Raw genomic sequence first — 22,443 nt, forward strand, 5'->3', positions numbered from 1 at the left:
AGCTCATGGGTTCATCATTCCACGGGCCGACCGCGGCTCACCGGCGACGACGCCGACGAGTGCCGAGGCTCCGGGAGTCGGCACGGGACAGACGACGGGGAGACGGGACCGGGAGCGCGGAGAGAGATCACAGGAGGCGGACGCGAGCGGGAGAGGTCAGGAGAAGTAGGTGCCGCCCTGTGGAGGGCCGGGCGAGGAGGCGGCGTCGGCGTCGGTGAAGGCCTCGACCCCGGTGAGCATTCGGGACAGGGCGGCCCCGCGCACCACCCGGAACGGGAAGGCCGCTCCGGCGCAGCGCCGGATGACGTCGGCCAGCGGGAACGGCGCGTTGCCGGCGGCCAGGATGATGTTGCCGTAGCGGCGTCCCTTGAGGGTGGCGGACTCGGCCTCCAGCAGCACGTGGCCGAAGGTCTGGCGCATCCCGGCGACCACCCTCCTGGTCCAGCTCAGGGGTGCCGAGTCGGTGACATTGGCCACCATGATCCCGTCGGGGTGGAGCACCCTCGAGACGTCGGCGAGGAACTGTGTGGTGACCAGTTCGCCGGGCACCCGGGCGCCGGCGAAGGCGTCGAGGATGACGACGTCGGCCAAGTCCTCGCGCATCGCGGCGATCCCGGCCCGGCCGTCGACCGGACGCACCTTGATCCCGGAGTGCGGGGCCAGGGGTGCCTTGCGGCGGACCTCCTCGGTGAGGGCGGCGTCGGGCTCCAGCACGATCTGGGGGGAGGTGGGTCGGGTGGCGGTGACGTAGCGGGCCAGGTTCATCCCGGCCCCGCCGATGTGGATCACCCTCATCCGCTCCCCGGCGGGCCGGTGCAGGTCGAGGTGGTCGGCGATCCGCTCCATGTAGTCGAACTCGAGGCGCGTGGGGTCGGAGGGGTCGAGCCAGGACTGGTCGGCCCCTCCGATCCGGACGATCCAAGCGCCCTGGTGGTCGGGGTCGGGGACCAGCCGGTCGCCCCCGGTCTCACCGACGTCGGACCGGCGACCCGGCGCTGCAGATCGAGCCGAGTCGGCCATCGCGTCCTCCCGCACTCACGGGCCGGTCCTGCCCCGGCCTGATTCCCCGACATGATAGTCATCGGCGCGGATGGCGGGCGGCCCGCCGGAGAGGGGCTCAGCCCTTACCTGCAGGCAGCGTCCCCTGCTCCCACTTCTTGATCCACTCCGGGTGATCCTCGGCCCATTGCGCGACCGCCTTGTCATTGTCCTTGCCGGCGTACTCGGTGTCGGAGAACATCACATTCTCGAGGCTGGCCAGATCCTCATCGCTGAAGGCCAGGTTGCGTGCCAGCTGGGCGGCCTTGGGGCTGTCGGAGCCGAAGCCGGAGCGCGCGAAGGTGTAGATGTTCTCGGCCCCTCCCATCGCCCCCTTCGGGTCCTTGAGGTCGCGGACCGGGAAGGCCGAGTAGGCCCAGTGCGGACGCCACAGGGTGACGGCGATGTTCTGCCCGGAGGAGGTCGCCTTCTTGAGCTGGGCCAGCATCGCAGGCGTCGAGGAGACCTTGAACGTCGTGCTCTGCAGACCGTAGGCGGGAATCATGGTGTCCTTGACCACCTTCGTCTCCCCGGCCCCCGCCTCGATGCCGTAGAGGGTGTTGTCGTACTCCTTGCCCATCGACTTCAGGTCCTCGATGGATGTGGCAGGGGAGTCCTTGTTCACGGCGATGGTGAGTCGCGCGTTGTCGTACCAGCAGCCGAGGCTCTCCAGCTTGGAGCCGTACTTCTTGATGTAGTCGGCGTGGGTCAGCGGGAGCCAGGTGTCGGTGATGAGGTCGACGTCGCCGGCAGCCATTCCGGTGTAGGCCGGTCCGGCGTCGAAACTCTTGACGGAGACGGAGTAGCCGTCCTTCTCGAGCGCGTACTTGAGCATGTGAGCCGTTGCGAAGGACTCGTCCCAGCCGTTGAAGGCGGCGATGGTGATCGTCCGATCGTCGTCCTTCTTCATGCCGGTGACGTCCTTGGCGCCTGCGCCGGGGGTGCAGTCGGCCCATTTCTTGTCGACGGTGGAGGATGGTGCGTCACTGCCACCCGGGTGCGCCGAGCCGGTACCGCTGTTGGAGGCTCCGCAGCCCGACAGCGCCAGTGCGGCGGCGCTGATGAAGGCCGTGAGGGCCACAAGGTTCTTCCTCACCATGTGTCTTCTCCTGTGTCATGTCGGATGGTGAATGGGGATGGGCCTCAGTTGGCCCTCTGGGCGCGGGCCAGCGGGGTGCGATTGGCCAGTCCGCCGGTGATCCTGTCCAGGAAGACCGCGACCACGACGACGGCCACTCCCGCCTCCATGCCGAGGCCGATGTCGACCTGGGAGAGTGCGGCGACCACATCTCCGCCGAGGCCGCCGGCCCCGACCATTCCCGAGAGCACCACCATCGACAGGGCGAGCATGATGACCTGATTGACGCCGGCCATGATGGTCGGCATCGCCAGCGGGATCTGGACGCGGGTGAGGATGTGGAGCGGGCTGGCGCCGAATGCGGCGGCCGCCTCGACCGTCTCGCGGTCGACCTGCCGGATGCCCAGTTCGGTGAATCGGACCCCGGGCGGCAGCGCGAAGATGATGGTCGCGATGGCTCCGGGGACCGGTCCGACGCTGAACAGCACGATGACCGGCACCAGGTAGGCCAGTGAGGGCATCGTCTGCATGAAGTCCAACACCGGTTTGACGATCGCCGAGAACCTCTTGCTCCTGGCCGCCAGAATGCCGACCGGAATCGCGATGAGCAGCGCCAGCACGACGGCGACCAGCACCAGCGCGAGGGTCTGCATGGTGTGGTTCCACTGGTCCATCGCGCGGACGACGTAGAACCCCACGAGGGTGAACACGGCGACCCGCCAGCTCGCGCACAGCCATGCCAGGGCGGCGAGGAGGACCATCATCACCAGGTAGAGGGGCGTCGACAGGGCGGTTTGCAAGCCGCTGTAGAGGCCTCCGATCACCCAGTTGGTGGCATCGATGAGCCAGCCGAACCAGTGCTGGAACCAGTCGAAGAACTGCTCGATCCAGCTGCCGAGCGGAATGCGCGGATTGAGAACATCGAATTCCATCAGGCTCTGACCTCCTGCTGTCCCGTGGTCCCCGGACGGGTGTCGGTGGTGTGGGTGGTGCCGGGCTGGTGCGCCAGGGCCTTCTGGTCGGCCGGTTCCAGGCCGACCGGTTCGTGATCATCGGTGATGATCGGAAGCTCCCCGGTGTCCTCCAGCGATGTGGCGACGCCGGACTCCTCGGCGTCCTGGTCCATGCGCGACATGGAGTCCAGGAGCGCGACGCGGGGCACGATCCCGAGCAGGTGCAGCTCGTCGTCCACCACGGCCAGCGGCAGGCGGACGTTGGCGCTGGGCGCGAAGAGTTTCGCCAGCGGGGCATCGGGCTTGACGGTGAGGATGTCCGAGTTGTCGATGATGTGGGCGACGGTGGCATCCCCGGCGCGGGCGGCGGCGACGACCCGCTCGTCGCGGATCGATCCGAGCAGCCTGCGGTTCTCGTCGACGGCGAACATTCCCGAGACGCCGAGCTGCTCCATCACTGCCAGGGCGTACCGGGGCCGGGCGTTCTGGGAGATGACGGCCTCGGTCTCTCTCATCACTGCGGAGGCGGTGAGCACCCGGGTGCGGTCGACGTCCTGGATGAAGTCGGCGACGTAGTCGTCGGCGGGCTCGGTGAGGATCTCCTCGGAGGTGCCGATCTGGGCGATCTGGCCGTACCGCATCACCGCGATGTGGTCGCCGAGGTACATCGCCTCGTTGAGATCGTGGGTGATGAAGATGATGGTCTTCTGGATGCGGGCCTGGAGCTCCATCAGCTGGTCCTGCATCTCCCGGCGAATCAGTGGATCCAGCGCCGAGAATGCCTCGTCCATGAGAAGGATGTCTGTCTCCGCGGCGAGTGCGCGGGCCAGTCCGACCCTCTGCTGCATGCCGCCCGACAGCTGATGGGGGTACTTCTCCCCCCAGCCCTTGAGGCCGACCGTGTGCAACCACTCGTCGGCCCGCTCCAGCTGTTCCGATCTCGGAATCCTGCCCTGGAGCCGCAGGCCGTAGGCCGCGTTCTCGCGCACGGTGAGGTGGGGCAGCAGCGCGAAGCTCTGGAAGACCATCGAGACATGGTCGCGGCGCAGCTGACGCAACTGGACCGGGCTCATCTGGGAGACCACCGAGTCGCCGATGGAGATGCTGCCGGCCGAGGGAGTCCACAGTCCGTTGATCATCCTGATGAGGGTGGACTTCCCCGATCCCGACAGACCCATCACGACGAACGTCTCGCCCTTCTGCACCGAGAAGCTGGCGTCGATCACCGCGGCGGTGCCCAGGGTATTCAGCGCCTCTCTGGACTCCCCCTCCTTGAGCCGCCGGACGACCTCTTTCTCACGTCTTCCGAACACCTTGTAGACATGTGATGCACGTACGATTTCCACTCGAGTGTGACCTTCCGTGTAATTGTCGCCACGACACCTGGAACGACTCGCCGAACAATCAGCTCCCAACGAGAAAATGCCGCAATTGATAGCCCTCCTGCTGGAAGAACAACTTGGTCGACTCTAGCAGCGACAATTGGGGCAGGCAAGCCCGGCGCACCAGCGCGACGCCCCTGGAGGGCCCCTTGCCACATCGGATCGAGGGTGGGATCGCGTGATCAGACAACGATGTCAGGACACCCCCGGGAATCCCGCGACCCGACCCGTGGCTCCGTGCCGTGAGCATCTTCCGATACCACCATGGCAAGGGATTATACGATTCCTCCACTGCGAGAGGAGCATCCTCCTTCATGATTGTCGTACGCCGTGGCAGAGGCTTCGTCAGCGTCATCGACGGACCCTCCCATGCGCATGGAGGGATCATCGCGACGGTTCTTGCAGAACATGTTGTAGCACGCCGCCAAAATCATGTCTTGAGGCCTCGGCGCAGACGTTCTGAATAGCGATGCATGATATATGTCACTCCCACGAGAGGGGCTCCGCTATCACACGCCCCGACGGTGTCAATCGGAGGGGTGGGACGAGCGATACCGATATTTCTCATCTGCCGCCGCGCCACATGTCGTCGAACACCACGAATTCACTCATCGGCACGGTGTCGACCCGCCCGGCCAGATCACTGCGGACGGGGCCGATGGCCTGGCTTGCACGGCATGGGCACAGCAGCAGTCCTTGGTGGAGGGCGCCCGGTCTGGCACCCACCGGGCAGGATGGAGGCCATGAGATCCTCTGACCCCTGTCCCTGCAGTTCCGGCCTGCCTTTGGGGCACTGCTGCGGGCCCGTACTCGACGACCCGAGCACGGCGTCGACCGCCGAGGCGCTGATGCGGTCGCGCTACACCGCCCACGTCCTCGGCCGGTGGAACCACCTCTATGTCACCTGGCATCCGCGGACTCTCCCCGAGCTGGTCGACGACGACGGTCTGGAGTGGATCGGTCTTCAGGTGCTGGACACAGAGGCGGGCGGGCCCGACGACAAGAACGGGATCGTCGAGTACGCCGCATCCTTCCGCCTCGACGGGCAGCGCGACGTCCTCCACGAGAAGACTCGGTTCGAGCGGCGGGCCAAGAGGTGGTTCTACACGGACGGGGAGCTCGTCGAGGACTGAGGAGGGGACGGACAGAGCCCACCCGGGCGACCACAGCGCCGACGGTCGTGTCGGGCGATGACAGATTCTCTGTCATCGCCCGACACGACCGTTTTGCACCCCTGCGGTGTGCACCGGATCAGGAGAGGGCGACCTCCGCGGTGCCGCTGAACAGGGAGCTCTTGAAGGTGGACGTGGTGGGAGTGGTCCCCTTCGGCACGTCGAAGTAGGCGACGCCGCTCATCTTGTTCCCGGGGTTGATCTTCTTGAGGAAGATGCTGCCGTCCACGGCCCAGGTGTCGGTGGATGTGGAGTACTCGCTGCCCTTGGCGTCGGAGATCTTGATCTGCGAGTCATCGACAGTCGCCTGACCCTTGCCGCCGTTGGCGATCGTCACCGACAGCTTGCAGAACTGGCCCTGGGGAGTGAGCTGCTCCATGGGGTCGGACACCGTGACGCCGCACCTGAACCCGGTCACCGTGAAGGTCAGGTCGCCGGACTTCACAGCGGTGCCGATCCCGGCCTTCTTCGGCTCCTCCTTCGTGGGCTCGGCCTTCTTCGAGGGGGCCTGCGCGTTCGCCTTGTCGGCCGCCTTCGCCGCACCGCCGCCGGCAGCCGCGCTGGCGGACTCCGATCCACCGGCGGCACCGCTGCTGGCGTTGTCGTCCCCGCCTCCACCCAGGTGGGAGGCGACGATCGCGCCCACGATGACGTAGAAGCAGATCATCCACCAGCGCTTCCAGATCGACTTCTTCGGCTTGCGCGGCGGCTGGAAGGCGGGCCCCTGGTACTGCTGGTAGGGGCCGTTGGGCATCGGCTGGCCGGGCTGCTGACCGGTGAAGCGCTGACCTGACTGCTGGTTCGGGCCGCTGAAGCCGGGGTTCTGCTGGGACATGGTGTGTCCTTCCTGTGCATTTTGGATGATCGGTGGTTTGGCCGTCGGTCCTCACCGGCAGCGACAGGAACACCGTGCCCTTCCCGGCTGACATCAGCGTCTTATAGTGCTGATAACCCCACTTATCAGATACCTGCTAATTCCTGTCGGACTGCTTGCGTAGAGTGCCAGCATCACCACTGAGAGGAGACGCCATGGCCGCCACACTGTCGATGGCCGACATCGCTCGGCTGGCGCACGTTCAGCGTCCGGTCGTCTCCATGTGGCGCCAGCGCGCCGTCCCGGGCGCCCCCTTCCCCACCCCGCGGGCCGACGGCCGGTTCAGCGCCGGGGATGTCCTCACCTACCTGTCGGCGACCGGCCGCGGCAACAATCCCGATCCGGAGCTGACGTCGGATCTCACCGTTGCCTCGAGTTCGGCCACCGACCCGGCAGACCGCGGAGACCTGCTCACCCTGCTGGCGGCAAGGGCGGTGCTGGGTGCCGACGCCCTGGCCGAGACCGACGTCGAGGACCTGCTCGACGATGTGGAGGCCCTCGATCCTGACGACGAGTGGCTGTTCTCCGAGGTGGAGGGGGCCGACGTCGAGCGGCTCGCCCGCACCGCCGACGCCGTGGCCGACAACTCCTACTCCCCCGCGGAGGCCTACGAGCAGCTCCTGGCCGCCGATCCGGACCCCTCCGGCCTCACCGCACCGCTGGTCGACCTCCTGGCCGAGCTCACCGCAGCGCTGTTGGGCGAGGACAGCAAGTTGGTGGACGTCGCCGGCACCGCGACCGGCACCGCACTGAGGCTGGCCGCGGACGAGTCGTTGACGCCGCCGGCCATCCTGCTGGCCCGTGACCTGCCCTCCGACCGGGCCACTGCCCGGCGGACGCCGCTGCGCGCAACGTTGCGCCGTTACCGGGTTCATCGCTGCGAGGTCGGCACGGTGGCCATGGAGGACGACTGGGATCTACCCGCCGGGTCGGTGATCCTGGCACGAGTCCCCGACCACACCGATCCCGCCCGCGCCGATCCGGCCCAGTCCGATCCCGACCACACCGACTCCGCCCACACTGATTCTGTCCAGGCCGCTCCCGCCACCGCCGAGGCGTTTGGCCTCATCGACGACCTCACCCTCCAGATGGGCCCCGGCACCACCGCCCTGGTCCTCGGCCCGGCCTCGATCCTCATCGACGAACTGCCGGACGCCCTGGTGGGTCAACGCGACGCCTTCCTGCGCCGCGGTCTGGTGCGAGCCGCGGTACGCCTGCCGGCAGGGCTGCTGCGAGGAGGCGGCGGGGAGCACCTGGCCCTGTGGCTGCTGGCGGAGGGCGACTCCCGTCACCTGTGGGCCGGGGATCTGTCGGGGCGCAGCCTGGATGCGGCGACCAGTCAGCAGCTGCTGGATGACGTGGTCGCGGTCGCCAGGTCCGAACGGCAGCGCGCCTTCTCGATCCTGCACCGGGCCGAGGCCGCCAAGGTCATCGCGTTGTCGCAGTCCCTGGTGGCCCTGGACGTCTCCCCCGCCGACCCATTGCCCGTCTCAGCGGCCGACGACGCCGCGCGGATGGCCGAGCTGCTGGCGCTTCTCGCCGAGCCGATGCCCGATCCGCTGTCGGGGCTGAGGCCCGAGGCCTCGGACGCCGGAGGGGGCGGTCACGGGTCGGCGCTGTCTGCCACCCTGGGAGACCTGGCCCGCAAGCGGCTGGTCCGCATCATCTCCGGTTACCGGCTCCCCCGACTCCCGGCCGGGACGCTCCAGATGTGGACCGCCGAGGCCGTGGCCACTCACCTGCCTGCCGGCGTCGACCTGCTCGCGTTGACCACCGCCATCCCGGGGGCGGCCCTCACCGCGCCCGACGACCTCGTCTTCACCTCGACCGGGACCCCGCATGCCGTGGTGGACGCCGGTGGAGGCTCGGTGGTGGCCTATCCGGCCCGGATCCTGCGGGTCTCGCCGACAGCGTCCTGCTCCCCGCGAGCGATCGCGGCCACCATCAATGAGCTGAGACCTGGCACCGGGATCGGCAAGTGGCGGTCATGGCAGGTGCCGCTGGTCTCGGGGAGCCGCCGTGAGGTGGAGGACGTCATGACCCGGATACAGGCGTGGGAGGATCAGACCCGCACTCGGTTGGCGCAGATCGGCGAGCTGCGGCGTCTGGCCACCCGATCAGTGACGTCGGGTGCGGTGAGGTTCGCGGCAGCGGACTGCACGCACCCCGAGCCAGCCCCTGTCGATGAGAAAGGCCAGTGATGGCAGAGCGATCCGTGACGACCCCGTCGACCCGCAAGGAGCTCAAGGACACCTTGTGGAAGGCCGCCGACAAGCTGCGCGGCTCGATGAGCGCCGCCCAGTACAAGGACGTCGTGCTGGGGCTGATCTTCCTCAAGTACGTCTCCGACGCCTTCCAGGAGAAGCGCGACCAGATCGCCGAGCAGGCCCGGGCCGAGGGTCTGGACGAGGAGGACGTCGCCGAGACCCTGGAGGATCGCGACGAGTACGCCTCGGGCGCCTTCTGGGTGGATCCCGATGCCCGCTGGGCGGCTCTGGTGGCCGATGCGAAGGTCACCGAGGGGAGCACCATCGGCCAGCGGATCAATGAGGCGATGGATCTACTGATGCGCGACAACCCGTCACTGGCGGGCACCCTGCCGAGGTTGTTCAACGGCAACAATGTGGATCAGCGTCGACTGGCCGAGCTGATGGACCTGCTGAACTCGGTGCAGTTCTCCGGGCAGGGGGCCGCCAAGGCCAGGGATCTGCTGGGCGAGGTCTACGAGTACTTCCTGGCCAATTTCGCCCTGTCGGAGGGACATCGCGGTGGCGAGTTCTACACCCCGGCCTCGGTGGTGCGGATCATCGTCGAGGTGCTGCAGCCGAAAACGGGGCGGGTCTACGACCCGTGCTGCGGGTCGGGCGGGATGTTCGTCCAGGCCGAGAAGTTCCTGGAGGCCCACGATGCCGATCCGACGAATCTCGCGGTATACGGCCAGGAGCTCAACGAGTCGACCTGGCGGATGGCGAAGATGAACCTGGCCATTCACGGTCTGGGCGGCAATCTGGGCCCACGGTGGGGGGACACCTTCGCGCTGGACTATCACTCTGATGTGCAGATGGACTTCGTGATGGCCAACCCGCCGTTCAACATCAAGGACTGGAACCGGCGGGAGTCCGATCCGCGCTGGGTCTACGGGGTACCGCCGGCCAAGAACGCCAACTACGCGTGGATGCAGCACATCCTGTCGAAGTTGGCGCCAGGCGGGACTGCCGGAGTGGTGATGGCCAATGGGTCGATGACCTCCTCGTCGAATGGCGAGGGCGACATCCGGGCGCAGTTCGTGGAGCACGACATAGTGGCGGCGATGGTGGCGCTTCCCGACAAGCTGTTCCGCTCGACCGGGATCCCGGCCTGCCTGTGGTTCTTTGCCCGCGACAAGGGGGTGGGTCCTGGCGGGTCGGTGGATCGACGCGGCCAGGTGCTGTTCATCGACGCCCGTGAGATGGGCTACATGATCACCCGGGCCCAGCGGGGGCTGAGGGCCGAGGAGATCCAGAGGATCGCCGACACCGTCCACGCCTGGCGAGGGATGGAGCAGCTGGCGGTGTCGACTGCGGATGTCACCGTCGAGGAGGATGCCGAAGTCACCGCGGCCGGCGCGGAGTACGAGGATGTCGCGGGATTCTGCAAGTCCGTGAGCACCGCCGAGATCAAGGCCGCCGGCTATGCCTTGACGCCGGGGCGTTACGTCGGGATGGCCGAGGCGCCCAAGGATGCCGAGCCCTTGGACGAGAAGATCGCGAGGCTAACAAGTGAGCTCAATGCGCAATTCGCCGAGTCATCACTTTTACAGAACCGCGTCCATCGAGCCTTAGAGAATCTCGCATGAGCGTCGCCGTTGACTGGGAGCCTTTGGAGGCGGCCGTGTCAGTCATACTGGACCATCGTGGTATGACTCCAAAAAAGCTCGGCTCTGAATTCGTACCTTATGGAATCCCTGTCGCCTCTGCAATGTTGGTGAAGGATGGCCTAATCGACCTTACCGACGCGAGATTCGTGAATGATGAGACATATCAGAAATGGATGCCAGAACCACTTCAAAAAGGGGATGTAATCCTCACCAGCGAGGCACCACTTGGAAGGGTCGCTCAGGTCGACACAAACTCACCGCTTGTACTAGGTCAGCGCCTGTTCGCTCTTCGAGGCCGGAGCGGACACCTTGACTCCCGATACCTTTACTATGCGCTACAATCATCTCGAGTTTCGAACGATATCCAGAGCCGCGCGACTGGTACAACCGTGCTTGGAATCAGGCAGTCTGCCCTACGTCAGGTCAAGCTGCCAATTCGACCGATCTGTGTCCAGCAAGCCATTGCGGAGGTGTTGGGGGCGCTGGACGACAAGATCGCCGCCAACCGCAAGCTCGTCACTACCGCCGAGTCCTACCTGCGCGCTATCTTCGATCGAGATCTCGCAAGCAATGATCTTCCAACCAGTCCGCTTGACAGCATCGTCCAGCTGAACCCGAAACGTCCAGCACCAAAGGATCCAGCGCCATTGATCCCCATGCAGGCTCTCCCGACCCCTGGAATCACTATTCCCGAGTTCACTCGGGATACCCCGAAGGGCGGAGTTCGCTTCACGAACGGAGACACACTTCTCGCCAGGATCACTCCATGTCTGGAGAACGGCAAGACTGCATTCGTTGGAAGTCTGGCCGAGGGTGAAATCGGGATTGGATCCACCGAGTACATCGTTTTGCGCAGTATAGAACCGTACCCTCTCGAAGTGAGCTACTTCATCGCGACCGACGCAACATTCAGAGCAGAGGCGATCCGACGAATGACGGGGACATCGGGTCGACAGCGAGTCAAGGCGCAGGATGTCGCCAAAGTTCCGATTCACTTGACCTCTGATCGTGCGGCTATGCGACAGTTTGGCGATCTGGCGAGGTCTTGCTTCCAGCACGCCGAGATTCTGAGTGCAGAATCCCGGACTCTCGCCTCACTTCGTGACACTCTCCTCCCCGCTCTCATGGACGGGACCATCCGCGTCAAGGATGCCGAGACACATGTAGAGGAAGTGCTCTGATGTCACCTGCCGGCAGGTCACTCATGCATGAGGACGACTGGGAGGCCGACATGCTCGACTGGCTCGGGCAGATCGGCTGGCAACCCGGCAAGGGATCCGAGATCGCCGCGCAGCGCCAGTCCGAGTCAGACCTCATCCTCCATGACGACTTCCTGACAGTCCTGCGAGGCCTGAACCCCGAGGTCCCGGCCAACCACCTGGCCGAGGCGGCCGCGATGATCTGCGCACCGGCGTCCCAGGATGCCATCGCCGAGAACGAGCGCTTCCACACCTTCCTGGTCCACGGCTTCCGGGGGCTGAGCTACCTCGACCTCAACGGCGTCGAGCAGACCCCGACCATCCAGCTGCTGGCCGACGACCCCGAGCGCAATGTCTTCCGCGCGATCCAACAGGTGACCATCCGCCAGTCCGGCCACCACCGCCGCTTCGACGTCGTGCTCTACGTCAACGGCCTTCCCCTGGTGATCGTCGAGCTCAAGGATGCCGGCAGCACCCGGGCCACCATCTCCAAGGCCCACAGTCAGCTCGCCACCTACCTCGACGAGTTCCCCACCGCTTTTCGCACCGTGGTCGCCACCGTCATCTCCGACGGGATCAGCGCCAAGTACGGCACACCCTTCACCCCCTACAACCACTTCAGCCCGTGGACTGTCGACGAGCAGGGCGTCCCGCTCTCCCCACCGCCCACCGAGGAACTCGAGCCGCTCACCTACGGATTGTTCGACCAACGACATTTCATCGACGTCGTCAAGCACTTCGTCACCTTCGAGCACGGGGACAGGCCCACCAAGCTGATCGCCAAACCCCACCAGTACTTCGCAGTCCGCAAGGCCCTCGCCCATACCCTGACCGCCGTCGACTCCGACGGGAAGGCCGGGGTGGTGTGGCACACCCAGGGATCGGGCAAGTCCCTGGAGATGGAGTTCTACACCAACCTGGTGATGACCCATCCGGTGCTGCACAACCCGACGATCGTCCTCATCACCGACCGCAACGAGCTCGACGGGCAGCTCTACGAGGGATTCGCCAGGTCCACCCTGCTGCCCGAGGCGCCCCTCCAGATCACTACCCGCTGGGAGCTGCGCCAGGAACTGTCCTCCAAGAACTCCGGCGGGATCATCTTCACCACCCTGCAGAAGTTCGGCCGCACCGGCCAGGAGCGCGAGTCGGGCGCCGACCACCCGCTGCTCACCGACCGGCACAATGTCATCGTCATCGTCGACGAGGCCCACCGCAGCCACTACGACGACCTAGACGGCTACGCCCGCTACCTCAAGGACGCGCTGCCCAATGCCACTCTGATCGCCTTCACCGGCACCCCGCTCAACGAGGCCGACCGCAACACCCGCGCGGTGTTCGGCGACTACATCGACATCTACGACCTCGACCGGGCCGTCGCCGACGGTGCCACCGTGCCCGTTCACTACGAGCCGCGACTGGTCAAGGTGCGGCTGTCCAGCGACCTCACCGCCGAGCAGATCGACGCCGCCGCCGACGAGCAGACCGCCGGCCTCGACGACTCCGAACGCCAGCGCATCGAGCAGGCGGTCGCCGTCATCAACGCCATCTACGGCGCCCCCGCGCGGCTCCACGCGCTGGCCGCCGATATCGTCTCCCACTGGGAGAACCGGCAGAAGCTGGTGACTCCCACCCTCCAGCCGGTCGACGGGGAGACAGATGCGACTCCCCATGGCAAGGGGATCATCGTGTGCAGCACGCGGGAGATCGCAGCCAGGCTCTACGACCAGATCGTGGCGCTGCGGCCGCAATGGCACTCCGACGACGACACCCGCGGTGTCATCAAGGTGGTGTACTCCGGATCGGCATCCGACCGCCCGCCGATCAGCAACCACGTGCGCACCGAGTCGGCGAACAAGATCATCAAGAACCGCCTCAAGGACATCGACGACGAGCTCGAACTGGTGATCGTCAAGGACATGATGCTCACCGGATTCGACGCCCCACCGTGGCACACCATGTACCTCGACCGGCCCCTCAAGGGGGCCCAGCTGATGCAGGCCCTGGCGCGGGTGAACCGGACCTTCCGCGGCAAGCAGGACGGGCTGCTGGTGGCCTACGCCCCGTTGGACGCCAACCTCAAAGCGGCCCTGGCGGAGTACACCCAGGGTGGTGCCCGTGCCGAGGAGACCGGGCGCGACATCGCGGAGGCGGCTGCTGCCACCCGCCGACTGACCGAGGCGCTGCGGGGGTTGCTCTCCGGCTGCGGCTGGCGGCCGGTCCTCGAGGGTGGCGGACAGGGCGCGAGCCGTCACGCGGTGCAGATGGCGGTGGACTATCTGCGCTCCCCCCACACCCCTGGCAACCGGGTGGCCGAGGGCCAGGAGTCACTCAAGGACCGGTTCCGGATGCTGTCGGGACAGCTGAGCCGGATGTGGGCGCTGTCCTCCGGGGATGCGACGCTGGCCGGTCTGCGCCACGAGATCGCCTTCTACGAGCAGGTCCGCGGGTGGATGGCCAAGTTCGACGCCAAGGAGCGGGAGGCCAACGGCCGGCCGATCCCCGAGGAGGTGCAGCGGATGCTGCGCGGCCTGGTGGCCGAGGCCACCGAGGCCGGCGGGGTGACCGATATCTACTCCGAGGTGGGCCTGGACCGCCCCGATCTGCGCTCGCTGAAGCCTGGCGATGCCGAGGCACTGAGTCAGAGCGCGACCCCGCACCTGGCCATCGAGGCGCTGCGCGACATGCTCATCACCGAGTCGCGGGCCGCCACCGCCAGCAATATCGCCCGGCGGACGGCCTTCAGCCAACGGATCTCCGACCTCATGCTGCGCTACACCAACCAGCAGCTCACCGCCGCCCAGGTGCTCGCCGAGTTGATCTCGGTCGCCGGGGAGGTCCAGGCCGAGGCCGACCGGGGCAAGCGCTTCTCCCCACCACTGAACCGCGACGAGTTGGCCTTCTATGACGCCGTGAGCCAGAACGACTCGGCAGTCCAGCTGCTGGGCGACGGCGTCCTGGCCGAGATGGCCCGCGAACTGGTGGCCGTGATGCGCCGCGACACCCGCACCGACTGGAAGGTCCGCGACGACGTCAAGGCCTCCCTGCGCGCCGCGGTGAGACGACTTCTGCGCAAGTACAAGTACCCCCCGGACAAGCAGCCCGAGGCCGTCACCCGGGTCATCGAGCAGATGGAGGAGCTGGCTCCCGGCTACCAGAGCGCTGCATAAGGGGATTGGCCGTCACTCATGTGGCCGGCATTGAGATGAGCGGCACGCACCCACATCGAGTGGATTGCCAGCGACTGGTCTACAGCGGCAGTTGGGGACTGTCCGGATGCGCTGACTCGTCGACAGCTCTCAAGTAGGCGCGATTCCGACTGGTCGGGGGCGCTGTCGCAATCACGAGGCCCCGGGCCACGAGGTCGCGCAGTACCGGGCGAAGCGCGTTTGCCGATCGGTGGGTTCTCCGGGCCAGCTCCTGAATGTTCCTCGCAGTCCCTGCATCCACGGCAGTCAGAACGTCACGCTGGACGGGAGTCAGCACCGCCGCGTCAAGTTCCCTCGGCAACTCGTAAGTCTCGATGCCTGTCTCGGTGAGCAATCCGAGGTCGACCAACCGCTCCAGATCGTTCCGCGCATCGTCAGAGTCGACTGCAGCCTGCTCCCGCAAGTCATGAGGGGTGACATTTCCCTGAGTGCGGGTGAGCACGAGCGCGATCTCCTGGCGTGGCGTGATGCGCGTGGCCCCCCCCAGCGAATGGAGCCATTCACGCGTCTCGGGTGTCAGAAGGCCGAACCGATGCAGAACAACTTTCACCTTGTCGGCGCTGCTGTCGAAGGCTGGGATGGGGAGGCCCCGTGACCGCATGGCCCCGATCATGAGCGGCACCCCTGAGCCCAGGTTCTCACAGACCATCGCGTCGCTGTCAGGCAGCGGAACCTGGGTCAGCAGCTTCGCCAAGCAGTCATTTCGTGAACACGACACACCTTCACCGATGTTCTCCCTCGACACACTTCCCCAGAATCCACCCGGACTGATGATCTCCACTCTGTCCGGATACACGTCGACGGCCACCTGCTGGCCCAGCACATGGGAGCTGTAGTCGCGATGCGTCGCCGCGTTGACGATCGCCTCACGGAGCACCTCCTCGGGAATCTCCAGCACATCGGTGCCGCGGGAACCCTCCACGACGCGAGCCGTACGCAGGTTGCGAGCGACGGCTCGCACTGCCTGATCGACCGCGACCGGAATAGGCCCCTCGCACACCTTCCGATCCAAGAACCGGGTGCTGCCCGGCTGGGCTCCCTTGGCGGTACCCGGGTGCACCGCCACATCAATGAACAGCTGGGGGAAGAACTGTTGCGGGTAGGTCCCAACGCTCAGAAGGCCGGCGAGCGTGGGGCGGCCGGCCTGGTCAACGACATTGAGACGTCGTAACTGGCTGAGTGTGTCGGTGGTTCCCGTCAACACGCGAGATCCCTGTTTGCGAAGTCGGGCAATCATGCGATCCAGAAGATGCGGATCCAAGTCCTGGACAGTCGCGGCAGCAACCGCTTCACGGTCGGTCCCCAGTTGTTCGTGGCGATGCCGAAGCAGGTAGATCGCATAGGTGGACAAGTGGATGTCCTGGTCATCCCAACGCCGATAGGCGCCATTCTCCAAGCCCTGATCCGTCACAAAGCACGGCGCAGGAATCGCCACCAGTGGTCGCACCGTAAGTGCAACAACAACCCCTCCCTCGAACTCCAGCTGCTCCACCTCAGTGGGTGGCACCGGCGTGACTTTCGTGCCATGGCCTGGTGTCGCATTGAGGCCGTCGCTGAGTGCGTCCAAGATGGGTTGCGGATCGAATCCCGGAGCCAGCGCAAACCCGGTCTGCTCGTCCAGGCCGAGGAGTACGAGGCCTCCTCCGGAGTTGGCGAACGCGCTCACCGCCTCCCACACTCGCTTGGGCAGCTTCCCGACGGCGCTCTTGACCTCGGTCGTTCCCTCGTCGGAGCCCAGTGAGCGAAGTCGCGCTATCCGGGCGGCAATGTCCAAACCCATGGTCAGTTGATCCTGACTGTAGACAAGTGAGGGCCTCACTGTATCTCAGTGACACCATCACTCTAGATAGTGAGAACTTGAGTGGAGGACAGAAAGAGGGCCGGATGCAGGCAGATCCTCGCCGATCCGGCCAGCGAGATGGGTTCGGGGAGGCGACGGTCGCCGCCCACCCAGGGCCGCCGCCTGAGGAGGGATGGACGACAGGTCAGGTCCGGGGAACCGTTCGGCCCTACCCTCAGTTCGGCCTCGGGAGGCCGGACCGAGAGTTACTGTGACCAGGACAGCGCAGCCCCTGACGAGGAGTGACCATGACGAGCCCTCGACATCCCCGGAAGGCCCGGCTCTCCAAGCCGCATCACTCCACGAACGTCGATCCGAACCTCAGCCTCAGCCCGATCTTCGTCAGACCCGGCGAGGCGACCGATCTGCCGAAGTTCACACTCCCCGACTCGATGAGCGAGCCCGAGACCGCCTACCAGATCGTCCACGACGAATCGATTCTGGACGGCAACTCGCGGCTGAACCTGGCCACCTTTGTCACCACCTGGATGGACGACTACGCCAAGAAGCTGTACCTCGAGTCCGCCGACAAGAACATGATCGACAAGGACGAGTACCCGGCGACCTCCGCCATCGAGGAGCGCTGCTGGCGGATCCTCGCCGACCTGTGGCACGTGCCCGACATCGACGACACCCTCGGCACCTCCACGATCGGCTCCTCGGAGGCCTGCATGCTGGGCGGGCTGGCACTCAAGCGGCTCTGGCAGGAGCGGCGCAGGGCTCACGGAGAGCCCAGCGACAAGCCCAATCTGGTGATGTCGGCGGCCGTCCAGGTCGTCTGGGAGAAGTTCTGCAACTACTGGGACGTCGAACCCCGCTACGTCCCGGTGACCCCCGACCACCTGGTGCTCGACGGCACCGGCCTGGAGGACTACGTCGACGAGAACACCATCGGCGTCGTCGCCATCCTCGGCCAGACCTTCACCGGCCTCTATGACGACGTGGCCGCCATCGCCGACAAGCTCGACACCATCCAGGCCGACACCGGGCTGGACATCAGGATGCACATAGACGGGGCCTCGGGTGCCATGGTGGCGCCCTTCTGCCAGCCCGACCTGGCGTGGGACTTCAGCCTTGACCGCGTCAACTCGATCTCGACCTCGGGGCACAAGTACGGACTGGTGTACCCCGGCCTCGGCTGGGTGGTGTGGCGCAACACCCAGGTGATACCTGAGAGCCTGATCTTCCACGTCAGCTATCTCGGCGGGGACATGCCCACCCTGGCGCTCAACTTCTCACGGCCCGGAGCCCAGGTGCTGTTGCAGTACTACCAGTTCCTGCGGCTGGGCTTCGAGGGCTACCACGAGGTCCAGCAGAACTCGATCGACGTCGCCACCTTCCTGTCAGGCTCGATCGAGAAGCTCGGCCCCTTCCGGCTCATCAGCCGCGGCGACACCATCCCGGTCTTCGCATGGGTGCTCAAGGAGGGCTACACCGACAACTGGAGTCTGTACGATCTGGCCGAACGGCTCCGGATGAGGGGCTGGCTGGTGCCCGCCTACCCGATGGCCGACGCCATGTCGGATGTCGTGCTCCAGCGGATCGTCGTCAGGTTCGGGATGAGCCACGATCTGGCGACAGCCCTGCTGACCGACCTCACAGCCGAGGTGCACAAGCTCGACTCGCTGCAGTCCCCGCTGCCCGACGAGTTCGCCCGACGGTCCCAGTTCCACCACTGAGGGCGTCTGCCCTCTGGAGGATCCCCTCAAGAGGGAGACGCCGGTAGGACGACGCCGCCCGGCGGGCATCACCGGAGGGAAGCGGGCACGATAGGACCGTGATGGCTTCCACGATCTGTCCCTGTGGTTCCGGGCTGCCTCTCGGCAAGTGCTGCGGGCCCGTCCTGGACGATCCCCGCGCAGCGTCCTCGGCCGAGGCACTGATGCGCTCGCGCTACACCGCCCATGTGCTGGGACGCTGGAACCATCTCTATGTCACCTGGCATCCCCGCACCCGCCCCGAACTGATCGACGACGACGGGCTCAGGTGGACCGGCCTGGAGGTGGTGCGCACCCAGGACGGCCAGCCCGGGGACTCCACCGGAGTCGTGGAGTACCGGGCCTTCTTCCGCGACGGGGCCCAGCAGGACTGCCTGCACGAGGTGGCGCGATTCGCCAGACGGGCCGGACGATGGTGCTACGTCGACGGCGACCTGGTGGCCGATTGAGCGGAACTCCCGAGCGCCGCCCGGGAGCTCGACGCTGCAGATATAGTGGTGGCTCGATCCCCCACCCACCCGACAGAGAGAACCTTCCTTGAGACGGTCAACCACGCGACACCCCCATTCAGGAGAGCAGCACCTGGGCTCTGTGGACCAGCGCCTCAACTGGCTGCGCGCCGGGGTGCTCGGTGCCAATGACGGCATCGTGTCGACCGCCGGAGTGGTCATCGGGGTGGCCGGCGCCACCAGCCAGACCTTCGCCATCGCCACCGCCGGGATCGCCGCCCTGGTGGCCGGCGCCTTCTCGATGGCCGGCGGCGAGTACGTGTCGGTGAGCACCCAGCGAGACACCGAACGGGCGCTGCTCGCCAAGGAGCAGTGGGAACTCGACACGATGCCCGACACCGAGCTCAAGGAGCTCACCGACATCTACGTCGACCGCGGCGTCACCCCCGACGTCGCCGCCCTGGTGGCCAGGGACCTCACCGCCCGCGATCCGCTGCGGGCCCATGCCGAGGCGGAGCTGGGCATCGACCCCGACGATCTCACCAACCCCTGGCTGGCGGCGGTCTCCTCGCTGGTGTCATTCAGCGTCGGTGCGGCGATCCCACTCATCGCGATTCTGCTGCCGCTGTCCCAGGCTGTCCTGATCTGTGTGCTGGCAGTGGCTCTGGCACTGGCGATCACCGGCCTGGTGAGCGCTCACCTGGGCGGGGCCCCCAAGGTCCGGGCCGTACTGCGCAATATCGGCATGGGCCTGCTCACGATGGCCGTCACCTACGGCGTCGGACGACTCTTCGGCACGGTGGCCGGGGCCTGAGCCCGGTCGGCGGGTGGTGGGTGGCCGCGTCTCCCCCGACCGGGTCCCCGCGCTGCCCCCGACAAGCGACCGACCCGACACCACCGGCCCTGCACGCCCCCGCAGACGCAGATGTGCCCGGCCCCCTGAGGGACCGGGCACATCCGGTGGCACAGCCGGTGATCACACCGCCGCAGCGGGCTGCTGGGAGACGATCTCCAGACCGTCGTCGGAATCGCTGACGTCGAAGTGCACCGTGCTGCCCTCGGCGATCTCGCCGGACAGCACCTTGCGGGCCAGCTGGTCCTCCACGGTGGTCTGGATCAGACGCCGCAGCGGACGGGCGCCGTAGACCGGGTCGTAACCGGTCATTGCCAACCAGTCCTTGGCGGCCTGGCTCAGCTCGATGGTGATCCGACGCTCGGCCAGCCGGGCGTTGAGCTTGGTCAGGTTGGTGTCCACGATGCGGCTCAGGTCCGAGGTGGTCAACGGGTCGAACATCACGATGTCGTCGAGCCGGTTGAGGAACTCGGGGCGGAACTGCGCACGCACCGCGCCCATCACGGCCTCCCGCTTGGCGGGCTCGTCGAGATTCGGGTCCGAGAGGAACTGCGAACCCAGGTTCGAGGTCATGATGAGGATGGTGTTGCGGAAGTCCACCGTGCGGCCCTGACCATCGGTCAGACGACCGTCGTCGAGCACCTGCAGCAGGATGTTGAAGACGTCACGATGAGCCTTCTCCACCTCGTCGAGCAGGATCACCGAGTACGGACGACGCCGCACGGCCTCGGTGAGCTGGCCACCCTCCTCGTAGCCGACGTAGCCCGGAGGAGCGCCGACCAGCCTGGAGACCGAGTGCTTCTCCATGTACTCGCTCATGTCGATACGCACCATCGAGGTCTCATCGTCGAACAGGAACTCGGCCAGCGACTTGGCCAACTCCGTCTTGCCGACGCCGGTCGGCCCCAGGAACAGGAACGATCCGGTCGGACGGTTCGGGTCCGAGATGCCGGCACGGGAGCGCCGCACGGCGTCCGAGACGGTCTTGACGGCCTTCTCCTGGCCGATCAGACGCTCATGAAGACGTCCCTCCATCTGGAGGAGCTTCTCCTGCTCGCCCTGCATCATCCGGCCCACCGGAATCCCGGTCCACGCCGAGACCACCTCGGCGATATCGGTCGAGGAGACCTCCTCGGAGACCATTCGCGGCGTCTCCTCCTCGGCCTTGTTGGCCTCCTCCATCTGGCCCTCCAGAGCAGGGATCTCCCCGTAGAGGATCTCCGAGGCTTTGCCGAAGTTGCCCTCGCGCTGGAACTTGTCGGCGGTGGTGCGCAACTGGTCGATCTGCTTCTTGAGCTCGCCGACCTTGTTCAGACCCGACTTCTCGGCCTCCCACCGGCTCTCCAGGCCGCGCAGCTGCTCCTCCTTGTCGGCCATCTCGGCCTGCAGACGCGACAGCCTCTGCTTGGAGGCGGGATCCTCCTCCTTCTCGACGGCGAAGATCTCCATCTTCATCCGGTCGACCTCACGGCGCAGCGTGTCGATCTCCTCTGGGGAGGAGTCGATCTCCATCCGCAGTCGAGAGGCGGCCTCGTCGATCAGGTCGATGGCCTTGTCAGGCAGCTGACGGGCGGTGATGTACCGGTTCGACAGGGTGGCCGCGGCCACTAGGGCGCCATCGGTGATGCGCACCTTGTGGTGCGCCTCGTAACGCTCGCGCAGGCCACGCAAAATGGCGATGGTGTCCTCCACCGAGGGCTCGCCGACGAAGACCTGCTGGAACCGGCGCTCGAAGGCCGGGTCCTTCTCGATGTGCTCGCGGTACTCGTCGAGGGTGGTCGCGCCGATCATCCTCAGCTCGCCACGGGCCAGCATCGGCTTGAGCATGTTGCCGGCGTCCATCGACCCCTCACCGGTCGCGCCGGCACCGATCACGGTGTGCAGCTCGTCGATGAAGGTGATGATCTGACCCTCGGCCTCCTTGATCTCGTTGAGGACGCTCTTGAGGCGCTCCTCGAACTCGCCGCGGTACTTGGCGCCGGCGACCATCGAGGTGAGATCCAGGGAGACCACCCGGCGACCCTTCAGGGAGTCGGGGACGTCGCCCGCAATCACTCGCTGGGCCAGCCCCTCGACGACGGCGGTCTTGCCGACGCCGGGCTCGCCGATCAGCACGGGGTTGTTCTTGGTGCGTCGGGCCAGCACCTGGATGACCCGTCGGATCTCGGCGTCACGGCCGATGACGGGATCCAGCTTGCCGGCGCGGGCGCGCTCGGTGAGATCCACGGAGTACTTGGCCAGGGCCGACTCCCCGCCCTCGGACTCCTCGGAGGTGACGCGGCGGTCGCCGCGGCCCTCGTTGAAGGCGCGGGTCAGCGTGTCGGGGCGCAGACCGAGCTCGGTCAGTCCCGGCTGGACGTCGCTGGGGACGGTGGTCAGCGAGATGAGCAGGTGCTCGGTGGCGACGAAGGAGTCGCCCATCTCCTGGGCGCGGTTCTGGGCGTCGGCGATGACCCGGGCCAGCGCGCCGGACAGCTGCGGCTGGGAGACCGAGGCCCCCGAGGAGGACGGCAGTTTGCGCATCGCCTCGGTGGCGATCCGGTCGATCGCCTCGGGTTCGATGTTCAGACCCTTGACCAGCGGCCCGACGGTGTTGTCGGGGATGGTGAACAGGGCGTGCAGCAGGTGAGAGGGCTCCACGGAGGGATTCCCGTGGGCCAACGCGTGCCGCGAGGCGGCCGAGACCGCGTCACGACTCATCGTGGTGAGATTGGTATCCATGTATGTGCCTCGCAGGGTTGAGTTCTACTGACTCAAGTATGCCCCGTTCATTCTGAACGTCAAGCCATACTTGAGCGACACAGACTCAACCCTGCCGAGGC

15 protein-coding genes are annotated in these 22,443 nt (G+C 66.4%); 8 read left to right on the forward strand and 7 right to left on the reverse strand.

Features of this window, described 5'->3' with window-relative positions:
- Window positions 1-156: 156 nt before the first annotated feature.
- The 4 genes from H590_RS0108210 to H590_RS15645 all read right to left on the reverse strand — a co-directional run bounded on the left by H590_RS0108210 (window position 157) and on the right by H590_RS15645 (window position 4,415).
- Window positions 157-1,020, reverse strand: a complete 864-nt coding sequence (locus H590_RS0108210; protein ID WP_169338798.1) for a spermidine synthase — start codon at window positions 1,018-1,020, stop codon at window positions 157-159.
- A 97-nt stretch (window positions 1,021-1,117) separates the two neighbouring features.
- Window positions 1,118-2,137 (reverse strand): glycine betaine ABC transporter substrate-binding protein, encoded by a 1,020-nt coding sequence (locus H590_RS0108215; RefSeq protein ID WP_028703186.1) that lies wholly within the window; start codon window positions 2,135-2,137, stop codon window positions 1,118-1,120.
- A gap of 44 nt (window positions 2,138-2,181) precedes the next feature.
- Entirely contained in the window at window positions 2,182-3,048 is an 867-nt protein-coding gene (locus tag H590_RS0108220; protein WP_027586546.1) for an ABC transporter permease, read from the reverse strand.
- The gene (locus H590_RS15645; RefSeq protein ID WP_084149370.1) at window positions 3,048-4,415 is read right to left on the reverse strand and encodes a quaternary amine ABC transporter ATP-binding protein; all 1,368 of its coding nucleotides are present in this window, start codon (window positions 4,413-4,415) and stop codon (window positions 3,048-3,050) included. The genes H590_RS0108220 and H590_RS15645 overlap by 1 nt, the downstream gene beginning before the upstream one ends.
- Window positions 4,416-5,194: 779 nt before the next feature.
- Between H590_RS15645 and H590_RS0108230 the strand changes: the two genes are divergently transcribed.
- On the forward strand, window positions 5,195-5,584 hold the full coding sequence (locus tag H590_RS0108230; protein ID WP_084149371.1) for a YchJ family protein: 390 nt from the start codon (window positions 5,195-5,197) through the stop codon (window positions 5,582-5,584).
- Window positions 5,585-5,702: 118 nt separating this feature from the next.
- Here H590_RS0108230 and H590_RS0108235 read toward each other — a convergent pair whose 3' ends face one another.
- Window positions 5,703-6,458 (reverse strand): DUF4352 domain-containing protein, encoded by a 756-nt coding sequence (locus H590_RS0108235; RefSeq protein ID WP_027586544.1) that lies wholly within the window; start codon window positions 6,456-6,458, stop codon window positions 5,703-5,705.
- Between the two features lie 194 nt (window positions 6,459-6,652).
- Between H590_RS0108235 and H590_RS0108240 the strand changes: the two genes are divergently transcribed.
- The 4 genes from H590_RS0108240 to H590_RS0108255 are packed head-to-tail and all read left to right on the forward strand — an operon-like array spanning window position 6,653 to window position 14,722.
- Window positions 6,653-8,698 (forward strand): hypothetical protein, encoded by a 2,046-nt coding sequence (locus H590_RS0108240; RefSeq protein WP_028703188.1) that lies wholly within the window; start codon window positions 6,653-6,655, stop codon window positions 8,696-8,698.
- Window positions 8,698-10,332 carry a class I SAM-dependent DNA methyltransferase gene (locus H590_RS15650; protein WP_036981686.1) on the forward strand — a complete coding sequence of 545 codons (1,635 nt, stop codon included), beginning with the start codon at window positions 8,698-8,700 and terminating at the stop codon, window positions 10,330-10,332. The genes H590_RS0108240 and H590_RS15650 overlap by 1 nt, the downstream gene beginning before the upstream one ends.
- Entirely contained in the window at window positions 10,329-11,534 is a 1,206-nt protein-coding gene (locus tag H590_RS17920; protein ID WP_084149372.1) for a restriction endonuclease subunit S, read from the forward strand. Before H590_RS15650 ends, H590_RS17920 begins: the two co-directional genes overlap by 4 nt.
- Before the next feature lie 23 nt (window positions 11,535-11,557).
- The gene (locus H590_RS0108255; protein ID WP_232020938.1) at window positions 11,558-14,722 is read left to right on the forward strand and encodes a type I restriction endonuclease subunit R; all 3,165 of its coding nucleotides are present in this window, start codon (window positions 11,558-11,560) and stop codon (window positions 14,720-14,722) included.
- A gap of 79 nt (window positions 14,723-14,801) precedes the next feature.
- On the opposite strand, the gene H590_RS15660 is transcribed toward H590_RS0108255, so the two are convergent.
- Window positions 14,802-16,541: an ATP-binding protein gene (locus tag H590_RS15660; RefSeq protein ID WP_051238318.1), complete on the reverse strand. Its 1,740-nt coding sequence runs from the start codon at window positions 16,539-16,541 to the stop codon at window positions 14,802-14,804.
- Window positions 16,542-16,849: 308 nt separating this feature from the next.
- On the opposite strand from H590_RS15660, the gene gad reads away from it, so the two are divergent.
- From gad to H590_RS0108275, 3 genes are all read left to right on the forward strand, one after another.
- Window positions 16,850-18,280 (forward strand): glutamate decarboxylase, encoded by a 1,431-nt coding sequence (gene gad / locus H590_RS0108265; protein WP_036981650.1) that lies wholly within the window; start codon window positions 16,850-16,852, stop codon window positions 18,278-18,280.
- 101 nt (window positions 18,281-18,381) lie between these two features.
- Window positions 18,382-18,768, forward strand: a complete 387-nt coding sequence (locus H590_RS0108270) for a YchJ family protein (RefSeq protein ID WP_126412839.1) — start codon at window positions 18,382-18,384, stop codon at window positions 18,766-18,768.
- 142 nt (window positions 18,769-18,910) lie between these two features.
- Window positions 18,911-19,582 (forward strand): VIT1/CCC1 transporter family protein, encoded by a 672-nt coding sequence (locus H590_RS0108275; RefSeq protein ID WP_232020937.1) that lies wholly within the window; start codon window positions 18,911-18,913, stop codon window positions 19,580-19,582.
- A gap of 162 nt (window positions 19,583-19,744) precedes the next feature.
- On the opposite strand, the gene clpB is transcribed toward H590_RS0108275, so the two are convergent.
- Window positions 19,745-22,342, reverse strand: a complete 2,598-nt coding sequence (gene clpB / locus H590_RS0108280; protein WP_028703193.1) for an ATP-dependent chaperone ClpB — start codon at window positions 22,340-22,342, stop codon at window positions 19,745-19,747.
- Between the last annotated feature and the right edge of the window lie 101 nt (window positions 22,343-22,443).

The organism is Acidipropionibacterium jensenii DSM 20535, from assembly GCF_000425285.1.
GTDB lineage: Bacteria > Actinomycetota > Actinomycetes > Propionibacteriales > Propionibacteriaceae > Acidipropionibacterium > Acidipropionibacterium jensenii.

What these genes read in the sequence shown, in the direction of transcription:
- H590_RS0108210 (WP_169338798.1), bottom strand. Translation starts at nt 1,020, where the DNA reads ATGGCCGACTCGGCTCGATCTGCAGCGCCGGGTCGCCGGTCCGACGTC.
- H590_RS0108215 (WP_028703186.1), bottom strand. Translation starts at nt 2,137, where the DNA reads ATGGTGAGGAAGAACCTTGTGGCCCTCACGGCCTTCATCAGCGCCGCC.
- H590_RS0108220 (WP_027586546.1), bottom strand. Translation starts at nt 3,048, where the DNA reads ATGGAATTCGATGTTCTCAATCCGCGCATTCCGCTCGGCAGCTGGATC.
- H590_RS0108230 (WP_084149371.1), top strand. Translation starts at nt 5,195, where the DNA reads ATGAGATCCTCTGACCCCTGTCCCTGCAGTTCCGGCCTGCCTTTGGGG.
- H590_RS0108235 (WP_027586544.1), bottom strand. Translation starts at nt 6,458, where the DNA reads ATGTCCCAGCAGAACCCCGGCTTCAGCGGCCCGAACCAGCAGTCAGGT.
- H590_RS0108240 (WP_028703188.1), top strand. Translation starts at nt 6,653, where the DNA reads ATGGCCGCCACACTGTCGATGGCCGACATCGCTCGGCTGGCGCACGTT.
- H590_RS15650 (WP_036981686.1), top strand. Translation starts at nt 8,698, where the DNA reads ATGGCAGAGCGATCCGTGACGACCCCGTCGACCCGCAAGGAGCTCAAG.
- H590_RS17920 (WP_084149372.1), top strand. Translation starts at nt 10,329, where the DNA reads ATGAGCGTCGCCGTTGACTGGGAGCCTTTGGAGGCGGCCGTGTCAGTC.
- H590_RS0108255 (WP_232020938.1), top strand. Translation starts at nt 11,558, where the DNA reads ATGCATGAGGACGACTGGGAGGCCGACATGCTCGACTGGCTCGGGCAG.
- H590_RS15660 (WP_051238318.1), bottom strand. Translation starts at nt 16,541, where the DNA reads ATGGGTTTGGACATTGCCGCCCGGATAGCGCGACTTCGCTCACTGGGC.
- gad (WP_036981650.1), top strand. Translation starts at nt 16,850, where the DNA reads ATGACGAGCCCTCGACATCCCCGGAAGGCCCGGCTCTCCAAGCCGCAT.
- H590_RS0108270 (WP_126412839.1), top strand. Translation starts at nt 18,382, where the DNA reads ATGGCTTCCACGATCTGTCCCTGTGGTTCCGGGCTGCCTCTCGGCAAG.
- clpB (WP_028703193.1), bottom strand. Translation starts at nt 22,342, where the DNA reads ATGGATACCAATCTCACCACGATGAGTCGTGACGCGGTCTCGGCCGCC.